We start from the raw sequence: 23,878 nt of genomic DNA on the forward strand, positions 1-23,878 counted from the left end.
CGGCCCTGACCGGCGTCACCCCGGCGTAGCGTCTCCGGCGTACTCCCCAGGTAGTACGGGGTGTAGTACCCGACGGACACCCCCTAGGGGATGTCGTGTCCCGGTGGGCGCATCCGGAAGTTGTACGCGGCCGGCAGCGGGCAGTCCGTGAGGGTGGACCAGACCTCCGCGAGGGTCTCCTCGCCCTCGCGGAGGTCGGGCAGTTCGAAGCCCTCCTCGAAGACCCGCCGGGCCGCGCGCACATGGCCCTCCGCCGCGAGCAGCCGGGCCGCCGAGAGCCGGAAGCGGCCCTCGTCGCGCAGGGCGGGGCGCAGCCGGTCCCACACCGAGCGGGCCTGCGGCAGCAGTCCCGCGGCCAGCAGGGAGGCCAGGGCCTCCCGGCCCAGCGCCGATTCGGCGGCCAGCCAGCTCGCGCCGCCCCGGCTCTCCTGGGCCAGGTCCTCGAAGGCCTCGGCGTACCAGCGGGCCGCCCGGGCCGGGTCTCCGGCCAGGTCGTCGGCGACCGCCAGGCACCTCAGCAGCGGCCACCGCGAGGGGGCCAGCGCCAGCCCGCGCTCCCAGCTGCGTACCGCCTGGGCGATGTCCCCGGCGTGCCACTGGGCCACCCCGAGGTGGTACTCGGTCAGCGGGTCGGCCGGGGCCGTCTCCAGCATGTCCCGCCAGTGCGGGGCGACCAGGCTCGGGCCGGGCGGAGCCACCCGGCGCGGGGCGGGGAAGACGCCGGTGCGCCACAGTTCCAGCCAGGGGGCCTGGTCCTCGTCGAGGGTGTCCTCGGTGAAGGGGGTGCCGGGCAGTTTGTGGCCCCCGCGCAGAACCTCCAGCGCGCCCCAGCCGGAGCCGGCGGCCAGCCGCTCCCCCGGTTCGGTGTCGGCGCACCCGCGCCACGCCTCGTACGCCGCGTCCACGGCCGGGCCGGGCAGCGCGGACTCCAGCGCCGTGCCCGCCGCGGTACGGGCCGCCGCCCAGTCGTCCCCGTGCACGGCGGCCGGGTCCGCGGACAGGGCCCCGTAGGCCTCCAGCCAGCTGAACTCCGCCCCGGCCTCCAGCCGTACGTGCTCCAGCTGGGTCCGGGCGAGCCCGGCCTGGATCTCCGCGTACCCGCCCGTACCGGGCTCGGTCAGCCACTCCTGCCAGCGCCGGCCGCCCTCTCCCGCGCCCCACACGAAGAGCTTGCGGCCGCGCAGGCGGGCCGTCGAGGTCTGGACGAGCCCCCGCCCGTCGGCGTCGAGGGAGGCGATCCAGGGCCGGGTCCCGGCTTCGACCTCGTAGAAGAAGTCCGCGGGGTAGGTGCTGCGCAGCGGGTACGTGCGGTCCGCGCCCTCCCAGCCGGGGACGGGGATCCGCCGCAGGGAGCGCTCGTACCCGAAGTGCCAGGCCTCGTCGGCCGGCGCCAGGACGCGGGTCCCCGCGTCCTCGGGCACGGCGATGTTGGACCACCAGTAGACGGGCGCGGGCCGCTCGTGCGGATTGCGCACGCGGACGCCGACGTGGAGGAACTCCGAGTCCTCGGGCAGCCACAGGTCCACCTGGAAGGGCAGGTCGCGCAGCCGCTCCCATTCCCAGAGCCGGACCATGACTCCCCCGTCGGGCGCCGGGACGAGCGCGGCGTGCAGCGGGGCGCAGGACAGGGTGGTGTGGCCGGTGGCACCGAGGTTCCACTCGATGCCGCCGGAGAACCAGGCGCCGTTCAGCGCGAAGTTCGCGGGCTGGAACACCGGGTTGCGGTAGAGGAGTTCACGTCCGGTGGGCAGGTGCACGAGCGAGTGGATCCGGCCACCGAGGCCGGGCAGGACGGTGACGCGCAGATGCGCGTTCTCGATGACGATCGTCTCGAAGTCCCGCTCGGTGCGCTGCCGCCGGTATCCGTCCCGGATCCGGACGGGCAGCAGGGAGCGCAGTGGCTCGTACCCGATCTGGCGTGCCATGTCGCGCGGCAGGCCCTCGCGGGAGCGGTCGTCCAGCTCGTGCACTCCGTCTGGCGCGCGGAGCTCGGGCAAGGGGTTCTCGGGACCCAACGGGGCTGCGGGAAGGGTCAGTACGGAACGGCGGACGGTGGTGGCCATGAGGGAAATGGAACACGCCACGGCCACCGGTGCACAGGGATTCGGCGGATCACCACCGGTCAGGATTACGCAAAACCTTCTCCCGCGCGGGCCGTTGTCCGATCATGGAGGACATGAGCGATGTGATCAGAAGAGGTCAGCTCTTCGACGGGGAAGAGTCCGCGAGCCGGTTCACGGGACCGACGACGGGCGACGAACGACGGATGCTCGTCGACATGCTGGGGGCCCAGCGCACGACGCTCAGGCTCAAGTGCGCAGACCTGGGGCCGGAGTTGGCGGAGCGGTCGGTGGAGCCGTCCACGCTGTCGCTGCTGGGTCTGGTCCGCCACCTCTCGGACGTGGAGCGCCGCTGGTTCCGTCAGGTGCTGGACGGGCAGGAGGTCGCGCCGCGGTTCTGGTCCGCGGACGCCCCCGACGGCGACTTCGACGGCGCGGTGTCCACGCCGGAGGTGGTCCGGGAGGCCTGGGAGGCGTGGCGGGCGGAGGTGGGGTTCGCGGAGGCGTTCACGGAGCGGGCGCCGGATCTGGAGGTGTCCGGGAAGGACGTGTGGCGGGGCGAGGTCTCGCTGCGCTGGGTGCTGATCCACATGATCGAGGAGTACGCGCGGCACAACGGCCACGCGGACCTGCTGCGCGAACGGATCGACGGCGTGATCGGCGTCTGACGGGGCGGACCGCCGGGCTCCCGGTGCGGGAGCCCGACCGCCTATGCGAACGCCCCCGCCACCAGGTCGGCGAGCAGCGCGCCCGCGCGCCCGTCCGGGTCCAGGTCCGGGTCGTAGATGGTGACGTTGAGTCCGACGCAGCGCGGGGAGCTGATCAGCACGCCGAGCAGTTCGGCGAGTTCGTCGGGGATCAGGCCCCCGGGGTCCGGGCTGTCGACGGCCGGCATCACGGACGGGTCGAGTACGTCGGCGTCCAGGTGGACCCAGAACCCGGCGGTGGCCGGGGGCTGCAGCCCGGTCAGGGCGGTACGGGCCACCGGCCCGGCGCCGGCGTCGCGGATCGCCCCCACGGTGGCGGCGAAGATCCCGGCGGCGCGGAGCTCCGGAAGGTCCGGGTCCCCGTCGCGCAGCCCGAAGAGCCGGACGTCCTCGTCGCGCACGTAGGGCCCGAGGCCCTCCAGGTCCGCGAGGTCCGCCTGGCCGCGGCCGGTGGCGAGCGCCAGCTCCTCGCCGCCGGCCGCGCCGACGGGCCCGTTCACGGCCTCGTTGCCGGGGTGGCGGAAGTCGGCGGAGCCGTCGATCGCGGCGATGCCGTACCGCCCGAGGCGCCGCATGGCCAGGGAGGCGCCGAGCTGGATGGAGCAGTCGCCGCCCAGTACGACGGGGAACTCCCCGGAGCGCAGGTGCTCCTCGATCCGGTCGGCGAGGGCGACGGTGTAGGCGGCCAGGGGTCCGGCGTGGAACACCCCGTCGCCCTCCTTCCAGTCCCCGCGGTCGTAGCGCGGCGGGACGACGACCCCGCCCTCGCGCGCGCCGAGCCGGGCCAGCAGACCCTGCTCGCGCAGGGCCCCGGCCAGCTTGTAGACGCCTGGGACGGCGCCTTGGGCCGGCGGACGGAGTCCGAGGTTGGACGGTGCGTCGAGGAGCACGAGGGTTCGCATGGAATCATCCTGTGCGATGCGGGGCCGCGGGACATGGCATTTCGGCCGTGAGCGCCCAGCGTTCGTGGTCCCGCCAGGCGCCGTCGACGTGGAGGAAGTCCGGCGACAGCCCCTCCAGGCGGAAGCCGAGCCCTCGGACGAGGGCGATCGAGGCGGTGTTTCCCGGCTGGATGTTGGCCTCCAGCCGGTGCAGTGCGAGGCCGTCCGCCGCGAAGGCGTGGCCGACGGCGAGGCCGAGGGCCTCCCGCATGAGTCCCCGGCCCGCCGCGTGCGCGAAGGCCCCGTACCCGAGCGCGCCGCAGCGGAAGGCGCCGAGGACGATGTTGTTGACGTTCACGAAGCCGGCGATCGCCCCCGACTCCTTCGCGCAGACGAGGAATCCGGCCTTGCCCGTGCCCGTCCCCATGCCCATCCCCGTGCCCGTGCCCATCCCCGTGCCCGTGCCCGTGCCCGCGATCAGCGGGGCCGCGTACGCCCGGTACGCCTCCTCGGTCGCGGGCGGCGACAGCCACGGGTGGTGGAGCTCCCGGCTCTCGCGCGCCCGGGCGGTGAACTCGGCCGCGTCGGTGGGCCGGTAGGGCCGCAACCCGGTCCGGGCGCCCTCCACCACGTACGGGAAATATGCCATCGCTCCAGGCTAGGGCCTGTGACAGGATCCCGATGTGATCATCACCCCGAACACCGAAGAACTGCTCCGCGCGGCCGCGTACAACAACGCCGCGTGGTGCGCCGCGGTCTCCCGCGACGGCGGGTTCACCGCCGAGGCCTGGAGCAGCCCGCGCCGGACGCCGCTCTACTACCCGGACGCCGTGACCCTCACCCGGGACACCGACACGGCCGCCCTGCTCGCCGGGATCGACACCGCCGCTCCGAGCGCCTCCGTCAAGGACAGCTTCGCCGTGCTCGACCTGGCTCCGGCGGGCTTCGAGATCCTCTTCGGCGCCCAGTGGATCCACCGCCCGGCGCCCGCTCCCGCCACCCCTGCCCCCGCCCCCGCCCTGGAGTGGAGCCGGATCTCCGGCCCCGCGGAGCTGGAGGCGTGGGAGACGGCCTGGGCCGGCGAGGAGAGCAGCGGGCTGTTCCACCCGGGGCTGCTCGGCTCGGCGAAGGAGCCGGAGGCCGAGGCGGAAACGGAAGTGAAAGCGGAAACGGAAGCGGCAGCCGAGGGGGCCCGGGACATCGCGTTCCTCGCGGGCCGGGACGCCGGGGGCAGGATCCTCGCCGGAGCCGCCGTCAACCGCACCGGCGACGTGGTCGGGATCTCCAACGTCTTCAGCGCCGACGGCACCCCGGACGACGAGGCCTGGACGGGCGCGCTGGCCCTGACCGGCTCGCTCTGGCCCGGCCTGGCGGTCGTCGGGTACGAGTCGGGGGACGACCTCGACACGGCGCTGCGCCACGGCTTCACCGCCATCGGCCCGCTCCGCGTCTGGGTCCACTCGGGCTGAGCCCGGCCCGTGGCCCCCGGCCGCCCCAGCGGGCCGGGGCCTGGGCCGGCGCTACCGCTGCCTGCGCCGCCGGGCGACGTAGGCCCCGCACAGTCCGCCCAGCACCGCCGCGATCAGCAGCGCGACGTACAGCGGCATCGTCACCTGCGGGATCAGCAGGCGGATCTTGGTGGGGCGGGTGTTCTCGAAGATGAACACCAGGGTGAGCACCGCGAGGGCCGCGATGCCCGCGCGGCCCGGGGTGATCCGCCCGCGACCCCTGCCGCGGCTGTTGGACGTGTGGGAGCTCATGCGCCCATCGTCCGGGCGCCGCGGCCCGGGGGCTCAGTCGGACAGGGCCAAACGGGGGATGTCCGCCCGCTCGAACCCGAACACCTGCGCGTACAGCGACAGCTCCGCCTCCAGCGCCCGGACCATCGTGTCCGCGCGCCGGAAGCCGTGCCCCTCGCCCTCGAAGGTGACGTAGGCGTGCGGCACCGAACGCCCGCGCAGGGCGGCCAGCAGCCGCTCCGCCTGGGCGGGCGGGCAGACCGGGTCGTCCAGGCCCTGGAGCAGGACGAACGGCGCGGTGATGCCCTCGGCGCGGGCCACGGGCGAGCGCTCGCGGCTGAGCAGGGCCAGGGTCTGCGGGGGGCCTGCGAGCCCGTCGACGTAGCGGGACTCCAGGTCGTGGGTCTCGGCGGCGAAGCCGGTCAGGTCCAGGACCGGGTAGATGATCGCCGCGCACGCGTACAGGTCGGTGGCGGCCAGCGAGGCCGCGGCCGTCCAGCCGCCCGCGCTGCCGCCCCGGATCGCGAGCCGGTCCGGGTCCGCGGTGCCCTCTGCGGCCAGGGCCCGTGCCACGGCGGCGCAGTCCTCGACGTCGACGATGCCCCACTGTTCGCGCAGCCGTTCCCGGTAGGCGCGCCCGTAGCCGGTGGAGCCGCCGTAGTTGACCTCGACGACGCCGATCCCGCGGGAGGTGAAGTAGGCGATGTGCAGGTCGAGTACGGGCGGCACGTGGTCGGTGGGGCCGCCGTGCGCCCATACCACGTACGGGGGCAGCTCGTCGGCCCGGGCGCGCAGCAGGGGGTGGTGCGGCGGGTAGACGTGGGCGTGGATCTCCCGGCCTCCCCGGCCGAAGAAGGTCCTGCTCTGCGGTTCCGGGTAGTACGCGGGATCGTCCCGGTCGGCGGACCCCGCCCCGCCGGCGGCACCCGCCCCGTCCTGCGCCTCGGCGGAGCCGAGGCCGCCCACCACCCGGGCGTGTCCGGTGGCCGTGTCCAGCTCCACCACCTCGTACGCGCTGCGCGGGCTGGCCGCGACCCCGTAGACCCGGCTGCCGCTGACGGCGAGCGTGGGCTGCCAGGCCGTCCACGGTCCGGCCGCGTCGACCAGGTCACCGCTCTCCGGGTCGAGCACGCCGAGCACCGAGGAGCCCCGGCCGTGCAGGACGGCGACCAGTCCGTCGGGGAGCGCCGCGATCCAGCGCAGGCCGGGCTTCCACAGCGCCCCGCCGAACTCCTCTTCCCGCGGGCACAGGTTGACGGCCTCGCCCGTCTCCCGGTCCACCCGGTACGGGTTCCACCAGCCGCCCCGGTCGCTGACCGCGAGGAGGCTTCCGCCGGTGGTCCACTCGACCTGGGCGACGGCCTCCTCGGGTCCGCCGAGCACGGTACGGGCCTGCGCGAGCCGGCCGTCCGGGGTGACCTCGGCGAGCCGGAGCTCGGTGCCGTCCCACGGCATCCGGGGGTGGTCCCACACCAGCCAGGCCGCCTGCCGCCCGTCCGGGGAGAGCCGGGGCCCGGTGCTGAACCGGTACCGGTCGTCGGTCAACTCCCGTACCAGCGAGCGGTCTTCGGCGGCCGACCCGTCCAGCGGTACGGCGGCCAGCACGCGGCGCACGTCACCCGGCCCGGCTCCGGTGAACTCCTCCAGCACGCACCAGACTTCGCCGTCCCGCAGCACCGGGTCGGCCCAGCGCAGCCCGCCGCCGACCGCCGAGAGCGGGGTCAGCGCCCGCGGCTCGGGGCTGCCGGGCGCGTCGGGCTCGTACGCGTACAGCCGCTGGTCGGCGAAGTGGACGAAGACCACCAGCGGTCCGTCCAGGGGGCGTTCGGTGCCCGCCCAGGGCCGGCCGCCGTACTCGGTGACCCGGCTGCGCACGTTCCACGGCGCGGGCAGCGCGCAGAGCGCGGGCCCGCCGTCCGCGGGCCGGCGGACCAGGGCGCGACGGCCGCCTTCGGCCGGCCGGGGCACCGTCCACCACACCTCGGCGCCGACCGTGCCGACGTACTCGGGCCTCCCGTCGAGGGAGGCGGCGAGCGCGGCGCCGATCGGCGAGGGCCAGCTGCCGTAGGGGGCGGTGCCGTCCCCGCGCGGGCTCGTCGGCGGGGGCATCACAGGGCGCGCATGGCTCGGTCGAGGACACGGACCCCGAAGTGCAGGGCGTCGACGGGCACCCGCTCGTCCACTCCGTGGAAGAGGGACCAGTAGTCGAAGCCGGGCGGCAGCTTGAGCGGGGAGAAGCCGTAGCCGGTGATGCCGAGCCGCGAGAACTGCTTGGCGTCGGTGCCGCCCGCCATGCAGAAGGGAACCACGTGCCCCTCGGGGTCGAAGGCCTCGACGGACTCGCGCAGGATCCCGTAGGTCCGCCCGTCCACGGGGGCTTCGAGGGCCACCTCCCGGTGGTGGAACTCCCAGCGCACGTCGGGGCCGGTGAGCTCGTCGAGGGTGGCGATGAACTCGGCCTCGCCGCCGGGCAGCATCCGGCCGTCCACGTACGCGGTGGCGGCGCCCGGGATGACGTTGACCTTGTAACCGGCGCTGAACATGGTCGGGTTGGCGCTGTTGCGGACGGTCGCCTCGACGAGGGCGCCGGCCGGGCCCAGCTTGTTGAGGACCTGGTCGAGCTGGAATCCGGGGGCCCGGGGGTCCACCGACAGCCCCTGCAGAGAGGCGAGTTCGGTGATGCACGCGGTGACGGTGTCGGTGAGGCGGACCGGCCACTCGTGCTCGCCGATGCGGGCGACGGCGGCGGCGAGCCGGCTGACCGCGTTGGCCCGGTTGGGCTTCGAGCCGTGTCCGGCGGTGCCGGTCGCGGTGAGCTTCAGCCAGGCGGTGCCGCGCTCGCCGGCGGCGATCGGGTAGAGGGCCTGTCCGGGCGCGGCGTGCACGGTGAAGGCCCCGGACTCGCTGATGCCCTCGGTACAGCCCTCGAAGAGCTCCGGGTGGTGGTCGGCGAGGAAGCCCGAGCCGTCGATCGCGCTGTCCTCCTCGTCGGCGGTGTAGGCGATCACGATGTCCCGGCGGGGCTTCACGCCGGCCCGCGCCCAGGCCCGTACGACGGCCAGCACCATCGCGTCCATGTTCTTCATGTCGACGGCCCCGCGGCCCCACACCACCCCGTCGCGGACCTCGCCGGAGAAGGGGTCCACGCTCCAGTCGGCGGCCTCGGCCGGGACCACGTCGAGGTGGCCGTGGACCAGGAGGGCGGGGGCGGTGGGGTCGGCGCCCGCGATCCGGGCGACCACGTTGGTGCGGCCCGGGGTGCGCTCCAGCAGTGCGGGCTCCAGGCCGATGTCCGCCAGCCGCTCGGCGACGTACTCGGCGGCCGGGCGCTCCCGGCAGTCGCCGCCGCCGCGGTTGGTGGTGTCGATGCGGATCAGGCCGGAGGTGAACTCGACGGCCTCGTCGAGCGCCACCCCGTCAACGGGGGTGCCGGGGGTGTCGGGCCTGTCGGCGGCGTTCCCGCCGGGCTCGGACATGTCAGCCATACTGCTCCTCCACCGCTGCCGAGACGATCGTGGTGACCGCCTTGAAGGTCCGGATCCCCTCGTACATCGTCCCGCTGGTGTACCCGACCCTACGCTCACCGGTCCGCTCGACTCCGGGCACCACCGTGGCGGCCATCGCCAGGTGCTCGGCGTCGAACTCGACCTCCACCGCGAACGGCCCGCCCCGCACCGGTTCGTGCCGGACGGCGAGGGCCGCGGCCTCCTGGGCGGCGGCCCGGATGTCGGCGGCCGTACGGGCCGGGGTGCGGCAGACGGCGGCGTAGCGCGAGACGTGGTCCTTGACGGCGACGGTCACCGCGTCCGGGGCGTAGCCGGCGGCGTCGACGCAGGTCAGGTCGTCTCCGGTGACGAGGACGACCGGAACCCCGTACTCGGCGACCACGTGCGCGTTGAGCAGGCCCTCGCTGGCGCGGGTGCCGTTGACCCAGACCCCGGTGATGGAGTTGGCGAGGTAGGTGTGGGCGAGCACGCCCTCTTCGCCGGCGCCCGTGTGGTAGCCGACGAAGGCGATGCCGTCGACGTCCCCGTGCTGGACGCCCTCGACCATGGAGAGGGACTTGTGGCGGCCGGTGAGCATCTCGACGCGCGCGTCGAGCTTTTCCAGCAGCAGGTTGCGCATGGTCGAGTGGGCCTCGTTGACGAGGACCTCGTCGGCGCCGGCGTCGTAGAACCCGAGGACGGCGGCGTTCACGTCGGAGGTGAACAGGGCCCGGCAGCGTTCCCACTGCGGGGTCCCGGGCAGCACGTCGGCGGGCCAGGTGACGCCGGTGGCGCCCTCCATGTCGGCGGAGATGAGGATCTTCATCGGGCCCCCTGGCGGTCGGTAGCGCTCAGGGCCCCACCCTAGCTCTCCGGTCCCTGCCGGGCCCCGGGGCCACGCCCGGGCGCGCCGGGACCCGGGGGCCCGGCCCCGGGCGGGCTCAATTCACCCGATCCGGTGAGGCCCGGCCCCCGGCCTCACCGGCAACGGCCTTGCTCAGCCCTTGACTTCGGCGGCCAGATTGGCGAGGAGGGTGTCGTAGATGCGAGCGAGGCCCTTGGGCGCGAAGGTGCGCTCGAAGAAGCCGCCGATGCCGCCCGCGCCGTTCCACACGGTGGTGACGACGGCCTTGGACTTGCCCTCGCCCGCCGGGGTGACGGTCCAGGTGGTGACCATGGAGGAGTTGCGGTCCTTCTCCACGAGCTGGCCGTCGGTGGGCTCGGTGACCTCCAGCAGGCAGTCGCGGACCCGCTTGCTGGTGGCCTGGAGCTTCCAGTGGACGAGGGTGCCCTCGCCGTCGCCGCCCTCGCGGACCTCGTACTCGCTGAAGTGCTCGGGCAGCACCTTGCCCCGGGTACCGGTGTAGTCGGCCAGCGCGTCGAACACGGTCTCCGCGTCCGCCCCGATGATGCGTTCCGTGGTGGCCTCGACCTGCGCCATGGCGTTCCTCCAGCAGTTGTGTTCGCTCGTCACCGCGAAGCCAACCACCTCCGGGGCGGGCGCCCAAATCCGGGTCAGACGTGACAGCGCACGCGGACGAGGAGGGTGTCTCCGGGCAGGGCCTCCAGGTAGCGCGCGGCGCCGTACCGGTGCGGCTCCACGATCGGCGCGGGGTGCGGGCAGGACGCCGGGCCGTCGCAGGCGCCGTGGACGGGACCGTCCTCTCCGCACCACCAGCCGTCGAGGGTGAGTACGTAGGGGAAGTAGGGCAGGCACGCGGTCTCCTCGTCCACGAACTCCCGCTTCCCGAGGTGCGAGACGGAGTGCACGGAGCCTCCGTGGAGGATGCCGGTGAGGTCGTGGCCCCGGTGCGCGGCCTGCAGGGCCGCCACGCGCTCGCGGTAGGCGAGGACCAGCGGCTGGGCGTCGAAGGCGACCCGGGCTTCCGCCCGCGCCCGCAACTCGATCCGGTACTCCTCGGGGTTCGACCAGAGTCGCCCCGGGCGCTCCGGCACGAACGGCGGGTGGAGCGGGACGAGCTCCTGCCACAGGTCCCAGGCCGCCCCGGCCTGCGCGGCCCCCTCGGCCCGGATCTCGGCGAGAGCCATCGCCTCCCGCGGACCGCCGGCGCACCGGCCGGGCAGGCTGGGCCCCGGGCCCTCGTGCACGAGCCGTGGGTCGTCCGCGTAGCCCGGCAGCAGCTCGAAGCCTCCTCCGTCGAGGCCACCCCGGATGTACCACCCGTCCCAGATCTCGAGCTCCTCGGCCCGGTCACGTTCCCGCCGGAACGGGGCCATCGCCTCGCCCAGCGCCTCTTCGAGCCTGCTCCGATCCTCGCCCGGGAGGCACACCACAATCCCCATTCTTGCCATCCGGCGAACCTCTCACGCCGACCCTGCGAGCTCAACGGGATATCCGCTCCGCACGATCATGGGAACACTTGTTCTATTCTCGGAGCCGAGCTACCGAGGGAGGCGCACCATGCGCTGGGACAACCTGACCGCGGGCCCCACGGGCCCGGCCGCGCTCTTCGGCGCCGACGCCGTCGTGACCCGCACCTTCGACACCCCCGAGTTCCGCGGGATCACCTTCCACGAGGTCCGCGCCCGCTCGATCGTCAACCGGGTCCCCGGCGCCTCCCGAATGCCGTTCGAGTGGACCGTCAACCCGTACCGGGGATGCAGTCACGCCTGCGTGTACTGCTTCGCGCGCAAGACGCACGGCTACCTCGACCTCGACACCGGGATCGGCTTCGACTCCCAGATCGTCGTCAAGACCAACGCCCCCGAGCTCGTGCGCCGCGAGCTCGCCTCGCCCCGCTGGAGCGGCGCGCACATCGCGATGGGCACCAACGTGGACTGCTACCAGCGCGCCGAGGGCCGCTACCGCCTCATGCCCGGAATCATCGAGGCGCTGCGCGAGCGCGCCAACCCCTTCTCGATCCTCACCAAGGGCACGCTCATCCTGCGCGACCTCCCGCTCATCCAGGAGGCCGCGGCCGTCGCCGACGTCGGGATCTCCGTCTCCGTCGGCTTCACCGACACCGCCCTGTGGCGCACGGTCGAGCCCGGTACACCCTCCCCCGCCGCCCGGCTGCAGGCCGTCCGCACCCTCACCGACGCGGGCATCGAGTGCGGGGTGCTGATGGCCCCGGTGATCCCCTTCCTCGGGGACTCCCCGGAGCAGCTGCGGGCCACCGTCCGGGCCGTCGCCGAGTCGGGCGCGACCTCCGTGACACCCCTGGTACTCCATCTGCGCCCCGGCGCCCGCGAGTGGTTCACGGCCTGGCTGGGCGAGCACCACCCCCACCTGGTCCGGCGCTACGAGCGGATGTACGCGGGCGGCTCGTACGCGCCGACCTGGTACCAGCGGATGATCACCCGCCAAGTCCACGAGCTCGCCGCCGAATTCGGCATCGGCCCCAGCGGCCCCGGGCCGGCCCGGCGGATCGTCGTACCGGAGCGGCCGGACGGCGCCGCACCCGCGCCCGGGCCGACCCAGCTCAGCCTGCTCTGAGCGCCCGTAGGACCGTACGATCGACTGAAGGGTCATCACATCGGGCCAATCGGGGCCCCCAATCCCCCCTTTCGGGCGCAGGTTCCGGGACGATTCCGCCCAGAACCCTCGGCTGGGAGGCCCCATGCTGCACCCGATGCTGCGCCCCAAGACAAGCAAGCCCGGTCCCGCCCTGCGGCGCGCCGCCGTCCTGCTCGCGGTGTCCACCATCGCCGCCGCCCTGGCGAGCCCGGTCACGGCCGCGGCCCCGGCGGGCCCGGCCGCGCCCGCCCCGGCCGCCGGGGCCCTGAAGTGGTCCACCTGCGCGACCTCCCGCTACCCGACGCTCCAGTGCGCCTCCCTCAAGGTCCCCCTCGACCACGAGAACCCGGCGGGCCGGCAGATCTCCCTGGCCCTGACCCGGGTGCCGCACACGGCCGCCCGTTCCCAAGGCCCGCTGCTGGTCAACCCCGGCGGGCCGGGCGGCAGCGGCCGCACCCTGGCCGGTTTCATCGCCTCCGCACTGCCCAAGGACGTCGCGGCCCAGTACGACGTGATCGGCTTCGACCCCCGCGGCGTCGGCAAGAGCGAGCCGGCCCTGGACTGCGGCGCCGGCCACTTCACACCCGTACGGCCGGACTCCGTACCGCTGGACGAGGAGACCGAGCGGGCCAACCTGGAGCGGGTGAAGTCCTTCGCCGAGTCCTGCCAGACCAAACACGCCGACGTCCTCCCGTACATCGGCACCGTCTCGGCGGCCCGTGACCTCGAAGTCCTGCGCACCGCCCTGCGCGCCGACAAGCTCAGCTACTTCGGCTACTCCTACGGCACCTACCTGGGCGCGGTGTACGCCAAGCTCCACCCCGACCGCGTGCACCGCCTGGTCCTCGACTCCGTCGTCGACCCGGCCGGAGTCTGGTACGAGGACAACCTCGCCCAGGACCAGGCCTTCGACTCCCGCCACAAGGCCTTCCTCGCCTGGGTGGCCCGGTACGACGCCACCTACCACCTCGGCACCGACCCGGCCGAGGTCGAGGCCCGCTGGTACGAGATGCGGACCGCGCTGCGCACGGCCCCGGCGGGCGCCAAGGTGGGCCCGGCGGAGCTGGAGGACACCTTCATGCCCGGCGGCTACTTCAACGGCTACTGGCCCCACCTCGCGACGGCCTTCGCCGCGTACGCGGTGGAGGGCGACCCGAAGCCGCTGGTCGCCGCGTACGAGAAGTTCGGCGCGGTGGAGCCCTCGGCGGGCAACAGCTACAGCGTGTACACCGCCGTGCAGTGCCGGGACTCGGCCTGGCCCAGGAACTGGAACCAGTGGCGGGCCGACATGTGGCGCACGCACGCCAAGGCCCCCTTCATGACCTGGAACAACGCCTGGTACAACGCCCCGTGCGCGTTCTGGCCGACCGAGCCGCTCCAGGCCCCGGACGTCACCAACTCGGCGCTCCCGCAGGCGCTCCTCTTCCAGGCGACCGAGGACGCGGCGACCCCGTACGAGGGCGCGGTGAGCATGCGGCGCAAGCTCGCGGGCTCCGCGCTGGTGGTCGAGGAGGGCGGCGGCAACCACGGCATCGCGCTGAGCGGCAACAAGTGCCTCGACGAGAAGCTGTCCGCGTACCTGCTGACGGGCAGGGCCGCGGACGCCGTCTGTCCCGCACAGCCGGCTCCCACCCCGGTCCCGGCGACCCGCGCGGTCCCGCCGTCGGCGGGCGGCGCCGCGCTCCACGGGCTGCTGGGCTTCCGGGGCTGACCCGCGACGGGCAAGATCGTGCCCATGAGCACCTCACAGGACAACCACCTCACCCGCATCGCCGCGCCCGAGGGCGTCGCCCCCGGCACCGGCTACCACCACGTCGTCTGGGGCACCGGCCGGTTCGTCGCCGTGTCCGGGCAGTGCGCCTTCGACGAGAAGGGCGAGCTGGTCGGCGAGGGCGACGCCGGCGCCCAGGCCCGGCAGGTGTTCGAGAACCTGGGCCGGTGCCTCGCCGCCGCCGGGGCGACCTTCGACGACGTGGTGAAGCTGACGTACTTCGTCACGGACGTCGCCCACCTCCCCGCGGTACGGGAGGCGCGCGACGAGCTGATCGCCCCGGACCGCCTCCCCGCTTCCTCGGCGGTCCAGGTGTCGGCGCTGTTCCGGCCCGAACTGCTGATGGAGATCGAGGCCTTCGCGATCGTCCCCGAGCGCACCGGGACCGGCCGGGCGGCCGAGGCCGCGTTCGGGGACGAGTCCGAGTCCGCGTTCGAGTCCGGTTTCAGGACCGGTTCCCGGGCCGGGTTCGGCACCGGGTTCAAGACCGGCTTCGGCGGCTGAGGCACCGGGCCTACGGGATCGTTCCCGGCCCCTGCCGGTCCAGCCCCTGCCGGTCCAGCCCCCGCAGGGCCGCCGTCGCCGCCACGGCCAGCCGGGGGTGCGACTGGGCCCGGGTCAGTACCTCCCGGGCCCGCTCGTCCGCCAGCCGGCCCAGCCCTTCCACGCAGGCCAGGGCCACCCGCCAGTACGGGTCGTGCGGCGCGAGCAGCCGCGACAGCGTGCGGATCAGCGCCGGGGCGGACTCCGGGGCGCGCAGCGCCGCCAGCAGCCGGACCGGGTGCAGGGCGTAGGCCGTGCGCAGTTCGTTGGTGGCCAGCGCCGCCGCCGCGCGGGCGGTGCGCGGGTCCCCGAGGACGGCGAGCGCCTGCGCGGCCGCCTCGCAGCGCGGCGGGTCCCGGTGGTTGAGCAGCAGGACCAGGGACTCGAAGGCCCGCCGGTCGCCGGCCAGTCCCAGCCGGTACGCCGCCAACTCGCGGGCCCACAGCGGCAGCCCGGCGGAGGTCAGCGAGGCGGCCAGGGCGTCCTGGTCCGCCGCGAGCAGGGCCTCGTACTCCGCCTCGTACTCCGGCGCCTGCGCGGCTTCCGCCCGCAGGCGCTCCAACACGTCGTTCACCCGGCCACCCTAGGGGGCCGCGGCGGCCGCCGCGCCGGGTTCCCCGACAGCCGGTTGATCGATGATCGATGATCGGTACATTTGGGCGGTACAGGTCACATCTCCGCGCTCTGGCGGACCAGTTACCAACGGGTTACTGTCCCTACAACACGTACGAGGGCGGCCTGGTGACGCAGCCACCTCGTACCAGTCGGTTCTGCACCACACAGCTCACGGCGTGACCCCGGGACAGGGTTCCGCCGTTTCCGCCCTCAGGGCCGCCTCCCTCCGGGATTCTCCGGAATCCCCGGGACGCCCCCGGGCCTCTCCGCACGGCTTCTCCGTACGGCATCCGCGCGCGCCGTGCGCCGCGCGCGCCCCCTCAGTCGTCACCCTCTTCCACTGGAGTCCCGCGATGGACCTTCCGTCCACGTCCAGTCAGTCGTCCCCCTCCCTCCCCGCCCTGCAGACCATCGCCGTCGTCGGTCTCGGCACGATGGGCTCCGGCATCGCCGAGGTCCTCGCCCGGGCCGGCCGCGAGGTCATCGGCATCGACGTCAGCGAGGCCGCCGCCCGCCGGGCCACCGCGGCCCTCGCGGCGGCCACGGCCCGCTCCGTCGCCAAGGAGCAGCTCACCGAGCAGGAGCGCGAGGCGGTGCTCGCCCGTTTCCGCACCTTCTCCGAGCTGGGCGCCGCCGCCGACGCCGACCTCGTCATCGAGGTGGTCCCCGAGTCCTACGAGCTCAAGCAGCGGATCTTCCGCGAGCTCGACGCGATCGTCCGGCCCACCGCGATCCTGGCCACCGGCACCAACGCCCTGTCGGTGACGCGGATGGCCGCCGAGTCGCAGCGCCCCGAGCGCGTGGTCGGCCTGCACTTCTTCAACCCGGTCACCGCGATGAAGCTGGTCGAGGTCGTCTCCAGCGTGCTGACGGCCCCGCCGGCCGTCGAGGCGGTCACCGCGCTGGCCCGCGAGCTCGGCAAGGAGCCCGTCGCGGTCGGCGACCGCCCCGGCTTCGTCGCCGACGGCCTGCTGTTCGGCTACCTCAACCAGGCCGCCGCCATGTACGAGTCGCGGTACGCCTCCCGCGAGGACATCGACGCGGCGATGAAGCTGGGCTGCGGCCTGCCGATGGGCCCGCTCGCGCTGCTCGACCTGATCGGCGTGGACACCGCCCGCACCGTCCTGGAGGCCATGTACACGGCCTCGGGCGACCGGCTGCACGCCCCCGCCCCGATCCTCGGCCACCTCGCCGAGGCGGGCCTGACCGGGCAGAAGTCCGGGCGCGGGTTCTACACGTACGAGGCCCCGGGCAGCCAGGTCGTCGTCCGTGACCTGCAGACCCCGCCGGACGGGGACCTGGTCCGGGCGAGCCGTCCGGTGAACTCGGTGGGCGTGGCCGGTTCGGGCACGATGGCGAGCGGGATCGCGCAGGTCTTCGCGCAGGCCGGCTTCCCCGTGGTGCTGGCGGCCCGCAGCCAGGAGAAGGCGGACGCGGCGAAGGCCGCGATCGGCAAGTCGCTCGCCCGCGCGGTGGACCGGGGCCGGCTGACGGCGGAGGCCGCCGCCGCCACCGTGGGCCGGATCACGGCGGCGGGTTCGCTGGACGCCTTCGCGGACGTGGACCTGGCCGTCGAGGCCGTCGCCGAGGACCTGGAGGTGAAGCAGGAGCTGTTCCGGGCGCTGGACAAGGCCTGCAAGCCCGGTGCGGTGCTCGCCACCACGACCTCCTCGCTGCCGGTGATCGCGATCGCCCGTGCGACCTCGCGTCCCGAGGACGTGATCGGCATGCACTTCTTCAACCCGGCCCCGGCGATGAAGCTGGTCGAGGTGGTCCGGACCGTCCTGACCGCCGACGACGTGCACGCCACGGTCCGCGGGATCTGCGGTCAGGTCCGCAAGCACGCGGTGGACTGCGGGGACCGGGCGGGCTTCATCGTGAACGCGCTGCTGTTCCCGTACCTCAACAACGCGATCAAGATGGTCGAGCAGCACTACGCCGGCATCGACGACATCGACGCGGCGATGAAGCTGGGCGGCGGCTACCCGATGGGGCCCTTCGAGCTCCTCGACGTGGTCGGCCTGGACGTGTCGCTGGCCATCGAGAAGGTCCTGCACAAGGAGTTCCGCGACCCGGGCCTGGCCCCGTCCCCGCTGCTGGAGCACCTGGTCGCGGCGGGCTGCCTGGGCCGGAAGACCGGCCGCGGATTCCGTGAGTACGCCCCCCGCCGGTAACCCGCGGCAGGGGCAGGAGCCCCAGGAGCCCCACAGACAGGATGCGTGGGGAGGGCTGCTCGGGTCCGCCGGACCCTCACGGCGGACACACCCTCCCGAGGAGCACTGTGTGCCCAGTGCCGGCCCTCCCCCGCATCCCTCCCCGCCCCACCCCCCTCGGGAGCGCTCTCCCGCGCGAATGAAGTACTTTCGCTCTATGTCCCAGCCCGCCAAGACCTCACCCCGCGCCTCCGCGGTCTCCGACGCCCCGGAGACCCCGGCCGGTACCAAGGCGGCCGCGCAGCGGCTCAAGATGCGCCGGGAGCTCGCGGCGGCCGCCATGGAGCTCTTCGCGAACAAGGGGTACGAGGCCACGACGGTCGACGAGATCGCCTCGGTGGCCGGGGTGGCGCGCCGGACCTTCTTCCGGCACTTCCGGTCCAAGGAAGAGGCGATCTTCCCGGACCACGACGACACCCTGACCCGCGCCGAGGCCGTCCTCGACGTGGCCCCGGCGCACGAGCACCCGCTCGACACGGTGTGCCGGGGGATCAAGGAAGTCATGAAGATGTACGCCGCCTCGCCGGCGGTGTCGGTGGAGCGCTACCGGCTCACCCGCGAGGTGCCGGCGCTGCGGGAGCGGGAGATCGCCTCGGTCGCCCGCTACGAGCGGCTGTTCACCCGCTACCTGCTGGCCCATTTCGACGAGACCGACCACCACGACGGCAACGACGACCCGCTCCTGGCGGAAGTCGCCGCCTCCGCGGTGGTCACGGCCCACAACCACGTGCTGCGGCGCTGGCTGCGGGCGGGCGGGCAGGGCGACGTGGAGGCGCAGCTCGACCACGCCTTCTCGATCGTGCGCAAGACCTTCGGTTCCGGGATCGGCGCGGGGCGCACGCTGAGCTCCGCCCCGGCCCCGGTCCCGGAGCCCGCGACCCCGCCGGCCTCGGTGCGGACGCAGGGCGAGGTGCTGGTGGCGGTGGCGCGTACGGACGCCCCGCTGGACGAGGTCATGCGGACCATCGAAGAGGCGCTCAGAAACAAGTAGGCGACGCGCCCGGACACCTCCGGGCGACACATGTCGCAGCGGCCGCTCCCGTTCCGGGGCCGGCCGCTTTCGTTTGTCCGAGTTGCCCCTACTCGCGGGTAACTCTGATCGATCATCGCTCATCCGTGCAGGTCAATCGGCAAATGAGAGAAAGTTTTGGCACCCGGTGCCTTGCTGAGTGACACGGGGTGCCATACGTTGAATCTCGTCCGGACGTCCCCGCGGTCCAGCCCACTCGGCACGGAACGCGCCCCGGATGCCTGCGTCACCAGGCCCCCGCACCGCCCCACCACAGGCACCGCGCAGCTCCACCCCAGCCGAATCGACGGCGCCCCACACATCGCTTCGCCGCACAGCAGCTCACCGCACCCCGTTTCCCTCAGCGCACCCTCATCAGCGCACGGCCGGAGGCATCACCGTGAAGGACATTCTGGACGCGATCCAGTCGCAGGCCGCGACGGCCGCCGACTTCGCGGCCCTGCAGCTCCCCGACTCGTACCGCGCGATCACCGTGCACAAGGACGAGGCGGAGATGTTCGCCGGGCTCACCACCCGTGAGAAGGACCCCCGCAAGTCCCTCCACCTCGACGAGGTCCCGCTCCCCGAGCTGGGCCCGGGCGAGGCCCTGGTGGCCGTCATGGCCTCCTCGGTCAACTACAACTCGGTGTGGACCTCGATCTTCGAGCCGGTCTCCACCTTCAGCTTCCTGGAGCGCTACGGGCGCCTCTCGGAGCTCACCAAGCGCCACGACCTGCCGTACCACATCATCGGCTCGGACCTCGCGGGCGTCGTCCTGCGCACCGGCCCCGGCGTCAACGCCTGGAAGCCGGGCGACGAGGTCGTCGCGCACTGCCTGTCGGTCGAACTGGAGTCCTCGGACGGCCACAACGACACGATGCTCGACCCCGAGCAGCGCATCTGGGGCTTCGAGACCAACTTCGGCGGCCTGGCGGAGATCGCCCTGGTCAAGTCGAACCAGCTGATGCCCAAGCCCGACCACCTCAGCTGGGAGGAGGCCGCCTCCCCCGGCCTGGTCAACTCCACCGCCTACCGCCAGCTGGTCTCCCGCAACGGCGCCGGCATGAAGCAGGGCGACAACGTCCTGATCTGGGGCGCCAGCGGCGGACTCGGTTCGTACGCCACCCAGTTCGCGCTGGCCGGCGGCGCCAACCCGATCTGCGTGGTCTCCTCCCCGGAGAAGGCCGACATCTGCCGGGCCATGGGCGCGACGGCGGTCATCGACCGCAACGCCGAGGGCTACAGGTTCTGGAAGGACGAGCACACCCAGGACCCCAAGGAGTGGAAGCGCTTCGGCAAGCGCATCCGCGAGCTCACCGGCGGCGAGGACATCGACATCGTCTTCGAGCACCCGGGCCGCGAGACCTTCGGCGCCTCGGTCTACGTCACCCGCAAGGGCGGCACGATCACCACCTGCGCCTCGACCTCGGGCTACATGCACGAGTACGACAACCGCTACCTGTGGATGTCCCTGAAGAAGATCATCGGCTCGCACTTCGCGAACTACCGCGAGGCCTGGGAGGCCAACCGCCTGATCTCGAAGGGCAAGATCCACCCCACCCTGTCGCGGGTCTACTCCCTGGAGGAGACCGGCCAGGCGGCCTACGACGTCCACCGCAACCTCCACCAGGGCAAGGTCGGCGTGCTCTGCCTGGCCCCCGAAGAGGGACTCGGCGTCCGGGACCACGAGATGCGCGCCACGCACCTCGACGCGATCAACCGCTTCCGCAACATCTGAGACCCCTCAAAGGCCAAAGGGACAGCCTGAGATGACAGAGCGCCAGAAGGACCGTCCGTGGCTCATGCGGACGTACGCCGGCCACTCCACGGCCGAGGCGTCCAACGAGCTGTACCGCCGCAACCTCGCCAAGGGCCAGACCGGCCTGTCGGTCGCCTTCGACCTGCCGACGCAGACCGGCTACGACCCCGACCACATCCTCGCCCGCGGCGAGGTCGGCCGGGTCGGGGTCCCGGTCTCCCATCTGGGCGACATGCGGCGGCTGTTCCAGGACATCCCCCTGGAACAGATGAACACCTCGATGACGATCAACGCCACCGCCATGTGGCTGCTGGCGCTCTACCAGGTGGCCGCCGAGGAGCAGGGCGCGGACATCGCCCTGCTCCAGGGCACCACCCAGAACGACATCGTCAAGGAGTACCTCTCGCGCGGGACGCACGTCTTCCCGCCGGGACCGTCCCTCCGCCTGACGACGGACATGATCGCGTACACGGTCAACCACATCCCGAAGTGGAACCCGATCAACATCTGCAGCTACCACCTGCAGGAGGCCGGGGCCACCCCGGTCCAGGAGATCTCGTACGCGATGTCCACGGCCATCGCGGTCCTGGACTCGGTGCGCGACTCGGGCCAGGTCCCGCCGGAGCGGTTCGGCGAGGTCGTCGCCCGGATCTCCTTCTTCGTGAACGCGGGCGTCCGCTTCATCGAGGAGATGTGCAAGATGCGCGCCTTCGGCCGCATCTGGGACCAGGTCACCCGCGAGCGCTACGGCATCGAGAACGAGAAGCAGCGCCGCTTCCGGTACGGGGTCCAGGTCAACTCCCTGGGCCTGACCGAGGCGCAGCCGGAGAACAACGTCCAGCGGATCGTGCTGGAGATGCTCGCGGTCACCCTCTCCAAGGACGCCCGCGCCCGCGCCGTGCAGCTGCCGGCCTGGAACGAGGCGCTGGGCCTGCCCCGGCCCTGGGACCAGCAGTGGTCGCTGCGCATCCAGCAGGTCCTGGCCCACGAGAGCGACCTGCTGGAGTACGAGGACATCTTCGCCGGCTCGCACGTCATCGAGGCCAAGGTCGACTCCCTGGTGGCCGAGTGCCTGGCCGAGATCGACCGGATCCAGGAGATGGGCGGCGCGATGGCGGCCGTCGAGTCCGGTTACCTCAAGGGCGAGCTGGTCTCCTCGCACGCCGCGCGGCGGGCCCGGATCGAGGACGGCGAGGACAAGATCGTCGGCGTCAACTGCTTCCAGCAGACCGAGGAGAACCCGCTCACCGCGGACCTCGACGGCGCCATCATGACGGTGGACGGGGCCCTGGAGGCGCAGACCGTCGAGCGCATCGGGCGCTGGAAGTCCGAGCGCCAGGAGTCCTCCGACCGGCAGGGCGGCGGCGACCCGTTCGTCTTCCCCACGGTCATGCAGGCCCTGGACCGGCTCAAGGAGGCCGCCGCCGGGGACGAGAACCTGATGGAGGCCACCCTGGAGTGCGCCCGCGCCGGTGTCACCACCGGCGAGTGGGCGGGCGCCCTGCGCGAGGTGTTCGGCGAGTTCCGCGCGCCGACCGGGGTCTCCTCGGCCCCGGTGGCCGTGACCGCCGAGGAGGGCACCCCCATGGCCCTCGTCCGCGCGAAGGTCTCCCGTACGGCCGAGGACCTCGGCTCCGGCCGGCTGCGCCTGCTGGTCGGCAAGCCCGGCCTGGACGGGCACTCCAACGGCGCCGAGCAGATCGCCGTACGGGCCCGCGACGCCGGCTTCGAGGTGGTCTACCAGGGCATCCGGCTGACCCCCGAGGAGATCTCCTCGGCGGCCCTGGCCGAGGACGTGCACTGCGTGGGACTGTCCATCCTGTCCGGCTCGCACAGCGCGCTCGTCCCGGACGTGCTGGAACGCCTGCGCGCGGCGGGGGCGGGTGACATCCCCGTGGTCCTCGGAGGCATCATTCCGAATGCCGACGCCGTGGCGCTCAAGGAGGCCGGGGTGGCGGCGGTCTTCACCCCGAAGGACTTCGGCATCACGGAGATCATCGGCCGTATCGTCGACGAGATCCGCAAGGCCAACAAGCTCCACCCGCTCGGCGACGCCGACGACACCGCTTTCACCGACACCAGCGCACGTACCGACATCAGCGCAAGCACGGAGGTCCCCGCATGACCACGCCCTCTTCCCCGGTCAACCGGCTGCGGCCGCGCCGCTCCTGCCTCGCGGTGCCGGGTTCCAACCCCCGGTTCCTGGAGAAGGCCCAGGGGCTGCCGGCCGACCAGGTCTTCCTCGACCTGGAGGACGCCTGCGCCCCGCTCGCCAAGGAGGGCGCCCGCCACACGATCGTGGACGCGCTCAACCAGGGCGACTGGACCGGCAAGACCCGCGTGGTGCGCGTCAACGACTGGACCACGCACTGGACGTACCGCGACGTGATCACGGTCGTCGAGGGCGCCGGCCAGAACCTCGACTGCATCATGCTGCCGAAGGTCCAGGACGCCCAGCAGGTCGTGGCGCTCGACCTGCTGCTGACGCAGATCGAGAAGACGATGGGCTTCGAGGTCGGCAAGATCGGCATCGAGGCGCAGATCGAGAACGCCAAGGGCCTGGTGAACGTCGACGCGATCGCCGGCGCCTCTCCGCGGCTGGAGACCATCATCTTCGGGCCGGCCGACTTCATGGCCTCCATCAACATGAAGTCCCTGGTCGTGGGCATGCAGCCGCCCGGCTACGGCGCGGACGCCTACCACTACATCCTGATGCGGATCCTGATGGCGGCCCGCATGCACGACCTCCAGGCGATCGACGGCCCCTTCCTCCAGATCAAGAACGTCGACGGCTACCGCGAGGTCGCCGGGCGTGCGGCGGCCCTGGGCTTCGACGGCAAGTGGGTGCTGCACCCCGGCCAGGTCGACGCGGCCAACGAGGTCTTCTCCCCCTCGCAGGAGGACTACGACCACGCCGAGCTGATCCTCGACGCCTACGACTGGTGCACCTCCGAGGCCGGCGGCAAGAAGGGCTCGGCGATGCTCGGCGACGAGATGATCGACGAGGCCAGCCGCAAGATGGCGCTGGTCATCTCCGGCAAGGGCCGCGCCGCGGGCATGCAGCGCACCACCAAGTTCGAGATCCCGGAGGCCTGATCCCGATGCAGTTCGGACGCACCTACGAAGAGTTCGAGATCGGCGCGGTCTACAAGCACTGGCCCGGGAAGACGGTCACCGAGTACGACGACCACCTCTTCTGTCTGCTGACCATGAACCACCACCCGCTCCACCTGGACAGCAACTACGCGGAGAACACGACCGACTTCGGCAAGAACGTCGTCGTGGGCAACTACATCTACTCGCTGCTGCTGGGCATGTCGGTGCCGGACGTCTCCGGCAAGGCCATCGCCAACCTGGAGATCGAGTCGCTGCGGCACGTGGCGCCGACCTTCCACGGCGACACGATCTACGGCGAGACCACGGTCCTCGACAAGACCCCGTCGAAGTCGAAGAACGACCGCGGCATCGTCCACGTCGAGACCAAGGGCTACAAGCAGGACGGCACCCTCGTCTGCGTCTTCCGGCGCAAGGTGATGGTCCCGACCGAGACGTACATCAAGGAGCGCGGCGGCGAGCAGCCCGGCCGGCCCACGCTGAAGGAACAGGGGAAGTAGAACC

At 72.8% G+C, this 23,878-nt stretch carries 20 protein-coding genes and 1 pseudogene; 11 read left to right on the forward strand and 10 right to left on the reverse strand.

Annotated elements, in window-relative coordinates; all coding sequences use genetic code 11:
* Positions 1-83: 83 nt before the first annotated feature.
* Positions 84-2,063, reverse strand: coding sequence for a DUF5107 domain-containing protein (locus tag ACWCP2_RS26590; protein ID WP_450911101.1), 1,980 nt, complete (start codon positions 2,061-2,063; stop codon positions 84-86).
* A 113-nt stretch (positions 2,064-2,176) separates the two neighbouring features.
* Between ACWCP2_RS26590 and ACWCP2_RS26595 the strand changes: the two genes are divergently transcribed.
* The gene (locus tag ACWCP2_RS26595) at positions 2,177-2,728 is read left to right on the forward strand and encodes a DinB family protein (RefSeq protein ID WP_450911102.1); all 552 of its coding nucleotides are present in this window, start codon (positions 2,177-2,179) and stop codon (positions 2,726-2,728) included.
* A gap of 41 nt (positions 2,729-2,769) precedes the next feature.
* Here the strand turns inward: ACWCP2_RS26595 and ACWCP2_RS26600 are convergent, their stop codons facing one another.
* Entirely contained in the window at positions 2,770-3,669 is a 900-nt protein-coding gene (locus ACWCP2_RS26600; protein WP_450911103.1) for an arginase family protein, read from the reverse strand.
* Between the two features lie 4 nt (positions 3,670-3,673).
* Complete coding sequence (locus tag ACWCP2_RS26605) at positions 3,674-4,297, reverse strand: GNAT family N-acetyltransferase (protein WP_450911104.1); 624 nt, start codon at positions 4,295-4,297, stop codon at positions 3,674-3,676.
* 34 nt (positions 4,298-4,331) lie between these two features.
* Between ACWCP2_RS26605 and ACWCP2_RS26610 the strand changes: the two genes are divergently transcribed.
* Positions 4,332-5,117, forward strand: a complete 786-nt coding sequence (locus ACWCP2_RS26610) for a hypothetical protein (RefSeq protein WP_450911105.1) — start codon at positions 4,332-4,334, stop codon at positions 5,115-5,117.
* A 51-nt stretch (positions 5,118-5,168) separates the two neighbouring features.
* On the opposite strand, the gene ACWCP2_RS26615 is transcribed toward ACWCP2_RS26610, so the two are convergent.
* The 6 genes from ACWCP2_RS26615 to ACWCP2_RS26640 form a co-directional block, all read right to left on the reverse strand.
* A complete protein-coding gene (locus ACWCP2_RS26615; protein WP_450911106.1) occupies positions 5,169-5,408 on the reverse strand; it encodes a DUF1049 domain-containing protein in 240 nt (79 codons plus the stop codon).
* A gap of 33 nt (positions 5,409-5,441) precedes the next feature.
* Positions 5,442-7,496, reverse strand: a complete 2,055-nt coding sequence (locus tag ACWCP2_RS26620; RefSeq protein WP_450911107.1) for a prolyl oligopeptidase family serine peptidase — start codon at positions 7,494-7,496, stop codon at positions 5,442-5,444.
* On the reverse strand, positions 7,496-8,863 hold the full coding sequence (locus ACWCP2_RS26625; protein WP_450911128.1) for a M20/M25/M40 family metallo-hydrolase: 1,368 nt from the start codon (positions 8,861-8,863) through the stop codon (positions 7,496-7,498). Before ACWCP2_RS26625 ends, ACWCP2_RS26620 begins: the two co-directional genes overlap by 1 nt.
* A gap of 1 nt (position 8,864) precedes the next feature.
* On the reverse strand, positions 8,865-9,698 hold the full coding sequence (locus ACWCP2_RS26630; protein WP_450911108.1) for a M55 family metallopeptidase: 834 nt from the start codon (positions 9,696-9,698) through the stop codon (positions 8,865-8,867).
* Positions 9,699-9,869: 171 nt separating this feature from the next.
* Entirely contained in the window at positions 9,870-10,313 is a 444-nt protein-coding gene (locus ACWCP2_RS26635) for an SRPBCC family protein (protein WP_266884991.1), read from the reverse strand.
* A gap of 74 nt (positions 10,314-10,387) precedes the next feature.
* Positions 10,388-11,176: a hypothetical protein gene (locus tag ACWCP2_RS26640; RefSeq protein WP_450911109.1), complete on the reverse strand. Its 789-nt coding sequence runs from the start codon at positions 11,174-11,176 to the stop codon at positions 10,388-10,390.
* 118 nt (positions 11,177-11,294) lie between these two features.
* Here ACWCP2_RS26640 and ACWCP2_RS26645 point away from each other — a divergent pair, with 118 nt between their 5' ends.
* The 3 genes and pseudogenes from ACWCP2_RS26645 to ACWCP2_RS26655 all read left to right on the forward strand — a co-directional run.
* Positions 11,295-12,329 (forward strand): Rv2578c family radical SAM protein, encoded by a 1,035-nt coding sequence (locus ACWCP2_RS26645; protein WP_450911110.1) that lies wholly within the window; start codon positions 11,295-11,297, stop codon positions 12,327-12,329.
* Between the two features lie 124 nt (positions 12,330-12,453).
* On the forward strand, positions 12,454-14,061 hold the full coding sequence (locus ACWCP2_RS26650; protein ID WP_450911111.1) for an alpha/beta hydrolase: 1,608 nt from the start codon (positions 12,454-12,456) through the stop codon (positions 14,059-14,061).
* 24 nt (positions 14,062-14,085) lie between these two features.
* A pseudogene (locus tag ACWCP2_RS26655) lies at positions 14,086-14,493 on the forward strand (RidA family protein); the annotation flags it as partial.
* Positions 14,494-14,635: 142 nt separating this feature from the next.
* On the opposite strand, the gene ACWCP2_RS26660 reads toward ACWCP2_RS26655, so the two are convergent.
* Positions 14,636-15,238: a HEAT repeat domain-containing protein gene (locus ACWCP2_RS26660; protein WP_450911112.1), complete on the reverse strand. Its 603-nt coding sequence runs from the start codon at positions 15,236-15,238 to the stop codon at positions 14,636-14,638.
* Positions 15,239-15,632: 394 nt separating this feature from the next.
* Between ACWCP2_RS26660 and ACWCP2_RS26665 the strand changes: the two genes are divergently transcribed.
* From ACWCP2_RS26665 to ACWCP2_RS26690, 6 genes are all read left to right on the forward strand, one after another.
* Positions 15,633-17,453, forward strand: a complete 1,821-nt coding sequence (locus ACWCP2_RS26665; RefSeq protein WP_450911113.1) for a 3-hydroxyacyl-CoA dehydrogenase family protein — start codon at positions 15,633-15,635, stop codon at positions 17,451-17,453.
* A 196-nt stretch (positions 17,454-17,649) separates the two neighbouring features.
* Positions 17,650-18,483 carry a TetR family transcriptional regulator gene (locus tag ACWCP2_RS26670; RefSeq protein ID WP_450911114.1) on the forward strand — a complete coding sequence of 278 codons (834 nt, stop codon included), beginning with the start codon at positions 17,650-17,652 and terminating at the stop codon, positions 18,481-18,483.
* 418 nt (positions 18,484-18,901) lie between these two features.
* Positions 18,902-20,239: a crotonyl-CoA carboxylase/reductase gene (gene ccrA / locus ACWCP2_RS26675; protein WP_450911115.1), complete on the forward strand. Its 1,338-nt coding sequence runs from the start codon at positions 18,902-18,904 to the stop codon at positions 20,237-20,239.
* A gap of 31 nt (positions 20,240-20,270) precedes the next feature.
* Positions 20,271-22,385, forward strand: coding sequence for a protein meaA (locus ACWCP2_RS26680; RefSeq protein WP_450911116.1), 2,115 nt, complete (start codon positions 20,271-20,273; stop codon positions 22,383-22,385).
* Entirely contained in the window at positions 22,382-23,356 is a 975-nt protein-coding gene (locus ACWCP2_RS26685) for an HpcH/HpaI aldolase/citrate lyase family protein (RefSeq protein ID WP_243341652.1), read from the forward strand. The genes ACWCP2_RS26680 and ACWCP2_RS26685 overlap by 4 nt, the downstream gene beginning before the upstream one ends.
* Before the next feature lie 5 nt (positions 23,357-23,361).
* The gene (locus ACWCP2_RS26690; protein ID WP_450911117.1) at positions 23,362-23,874 is read left to right on the forward strand and encodes a MaoC family dehydratase; all 513 of its coding nucleotides are present in this window, start codon (positions 23,362-23,364) and stop codon (positions 23,872-23,874) included.
* Positions 23,875-23,878: the final 4 nt, after the last annotated feature.

The sequence above is a fragment of the Streptomyces sp. NPDC002104 genome, assembly GCF_053593795.1.

What these genes read in the sequence shown, in the direction of transcription:
- ACWCP2_RS26625 (WP_450911128.1), bottom strand. Translation starts at nt 8,863, where the DNA reads ATGTCCGAGCCCGGCGGGAACGCCGCCGACAGGCCCGACACCCCCGGC.
- ACWCP2_RS26595 (WP_450911102.1), top strand. Translation starts at nt 2,177, where the DNA reads ATGAGCGATGTGATCAGAAGAGGTCAGCTCTTCGACGGGGAAGAGTCC.
- ACWCP2_RS26590 (WP_450911101.1), bottom strand. Translation starts at nt 2,063, where the DNA reads ATGGCCACCACCGTCCGCCGTTCCGTACTGACCCTTCCCGCAGCCCCG.
- ACWCP2_RS26620 (WP_450911107.1), bottom strand. Translation starts at nt 7,496, where the DNA reads ATGCCCCCGCCGACGAGCCCGCGCGGGGACGGCACCGCCCCCTACGGC.
- ACWCP2_RS26670 (WP_450911114.1), top strand. Translation starts at nt 17,650, where the DNA reads ATGTCCCAGCCCGCCAAGACCTCACCCCGCGCCTCCGCGGTCTCCGAC.
- ACWCP2_RS26680 (WP_450911116.1), top strand. Translation starts at nt 20,271, where the DNA reads ATGACAGAGCGCCAGAAGGACCGTCCGTGGCTCATGCGGACGTACGCC.
- ACWCP2_RS26615 (WP_450911106.1), bottom strand. Translation starts at nt 5,408, where the DNA reads ATGAGCTCCCACACGTCCAACAGCCGCGGCAGGGGTCGCGGGCGGATC.
- ACWCP2_RS26605 (WP_450911104.1), bottom strand. Translation starts at nt 4,297, where the DNA reads ATGGCATATTTCCCGTACGTGGTGGAGGGCGCCCGGACCGGGTTGCGG.
- ACWCP2_RS26635 (WP_266884991.1), bottom strand. Translation starts at nt 10,313, where the DNA reads ATGGCGCAGGTCGAGGCCACCACGGAACGCATCATCGGGGCGGACGCG.
- ACWCP2_RS26600 (WP_450911103.1), bottom strand. Translation starts at nt 3,669, where the DNA reads ATGCGAACCCTCGTGCTCCTCGACGCACCGTCCAACCTCGGACTCCGT.
- ACWCP2_RS26685 (WP_243341652.1), top strand. Translation starts at nt 22,382, where the DNA reads ATGACCACGCCCTCTTCCCCGGTCAACCGGCTGCGGCCGCGCCGCTCC.
- ACWCP2_RS26630 (WP_450911108.1), bottom strand. Translation starts at nt 9,698, where the DNA reads ATGAAGATCCTCATCTCCGCCGACATGGAGGGCGCCACCGGCGTCACC.
- ACWCP2_RS26650 (WP_450911111.1), top strand. Translation starts at nt 12,454, where the DNA reads ATGCTGCACCCGATGCTGCGCCCCAAGACAAGCAAGCCCGGTCCCGCC.
- ACWCP2_RS26690 (WP_450911117.1), top strand. Translation starts at nt 23,362, where the DNA reads ATGCAGTTCGGACGCACCTACGAAGAGTTCGAGATCGGCGCGGTCTAC.
- ACWCP2_RS26665 (WP_450911113.1), top strand. Translation starts at nt 15,633, where the DNA reads ATGGACCTTCCGTCCACGTCCAGTCAGTCGTCCCCCTCCCTCCCCGCC.
- ACWCP2_RS26640 (WP_450911109.1), bottom strand. Translation starts at nt 11,176, where the DNA reads ATGGGGATTGTGGTGTGCCTCCCGGGCGAGGATCGGAGCAGGCTCGAA.
- ACWCP2_RS26645 (WP_450911110.1), top strand. Translation starts at nt 11,295, where the DNA reads ATGCGCTGGGACAACCTGACCGCGGGCCCCACGGGCCCGGCCGCGCTC.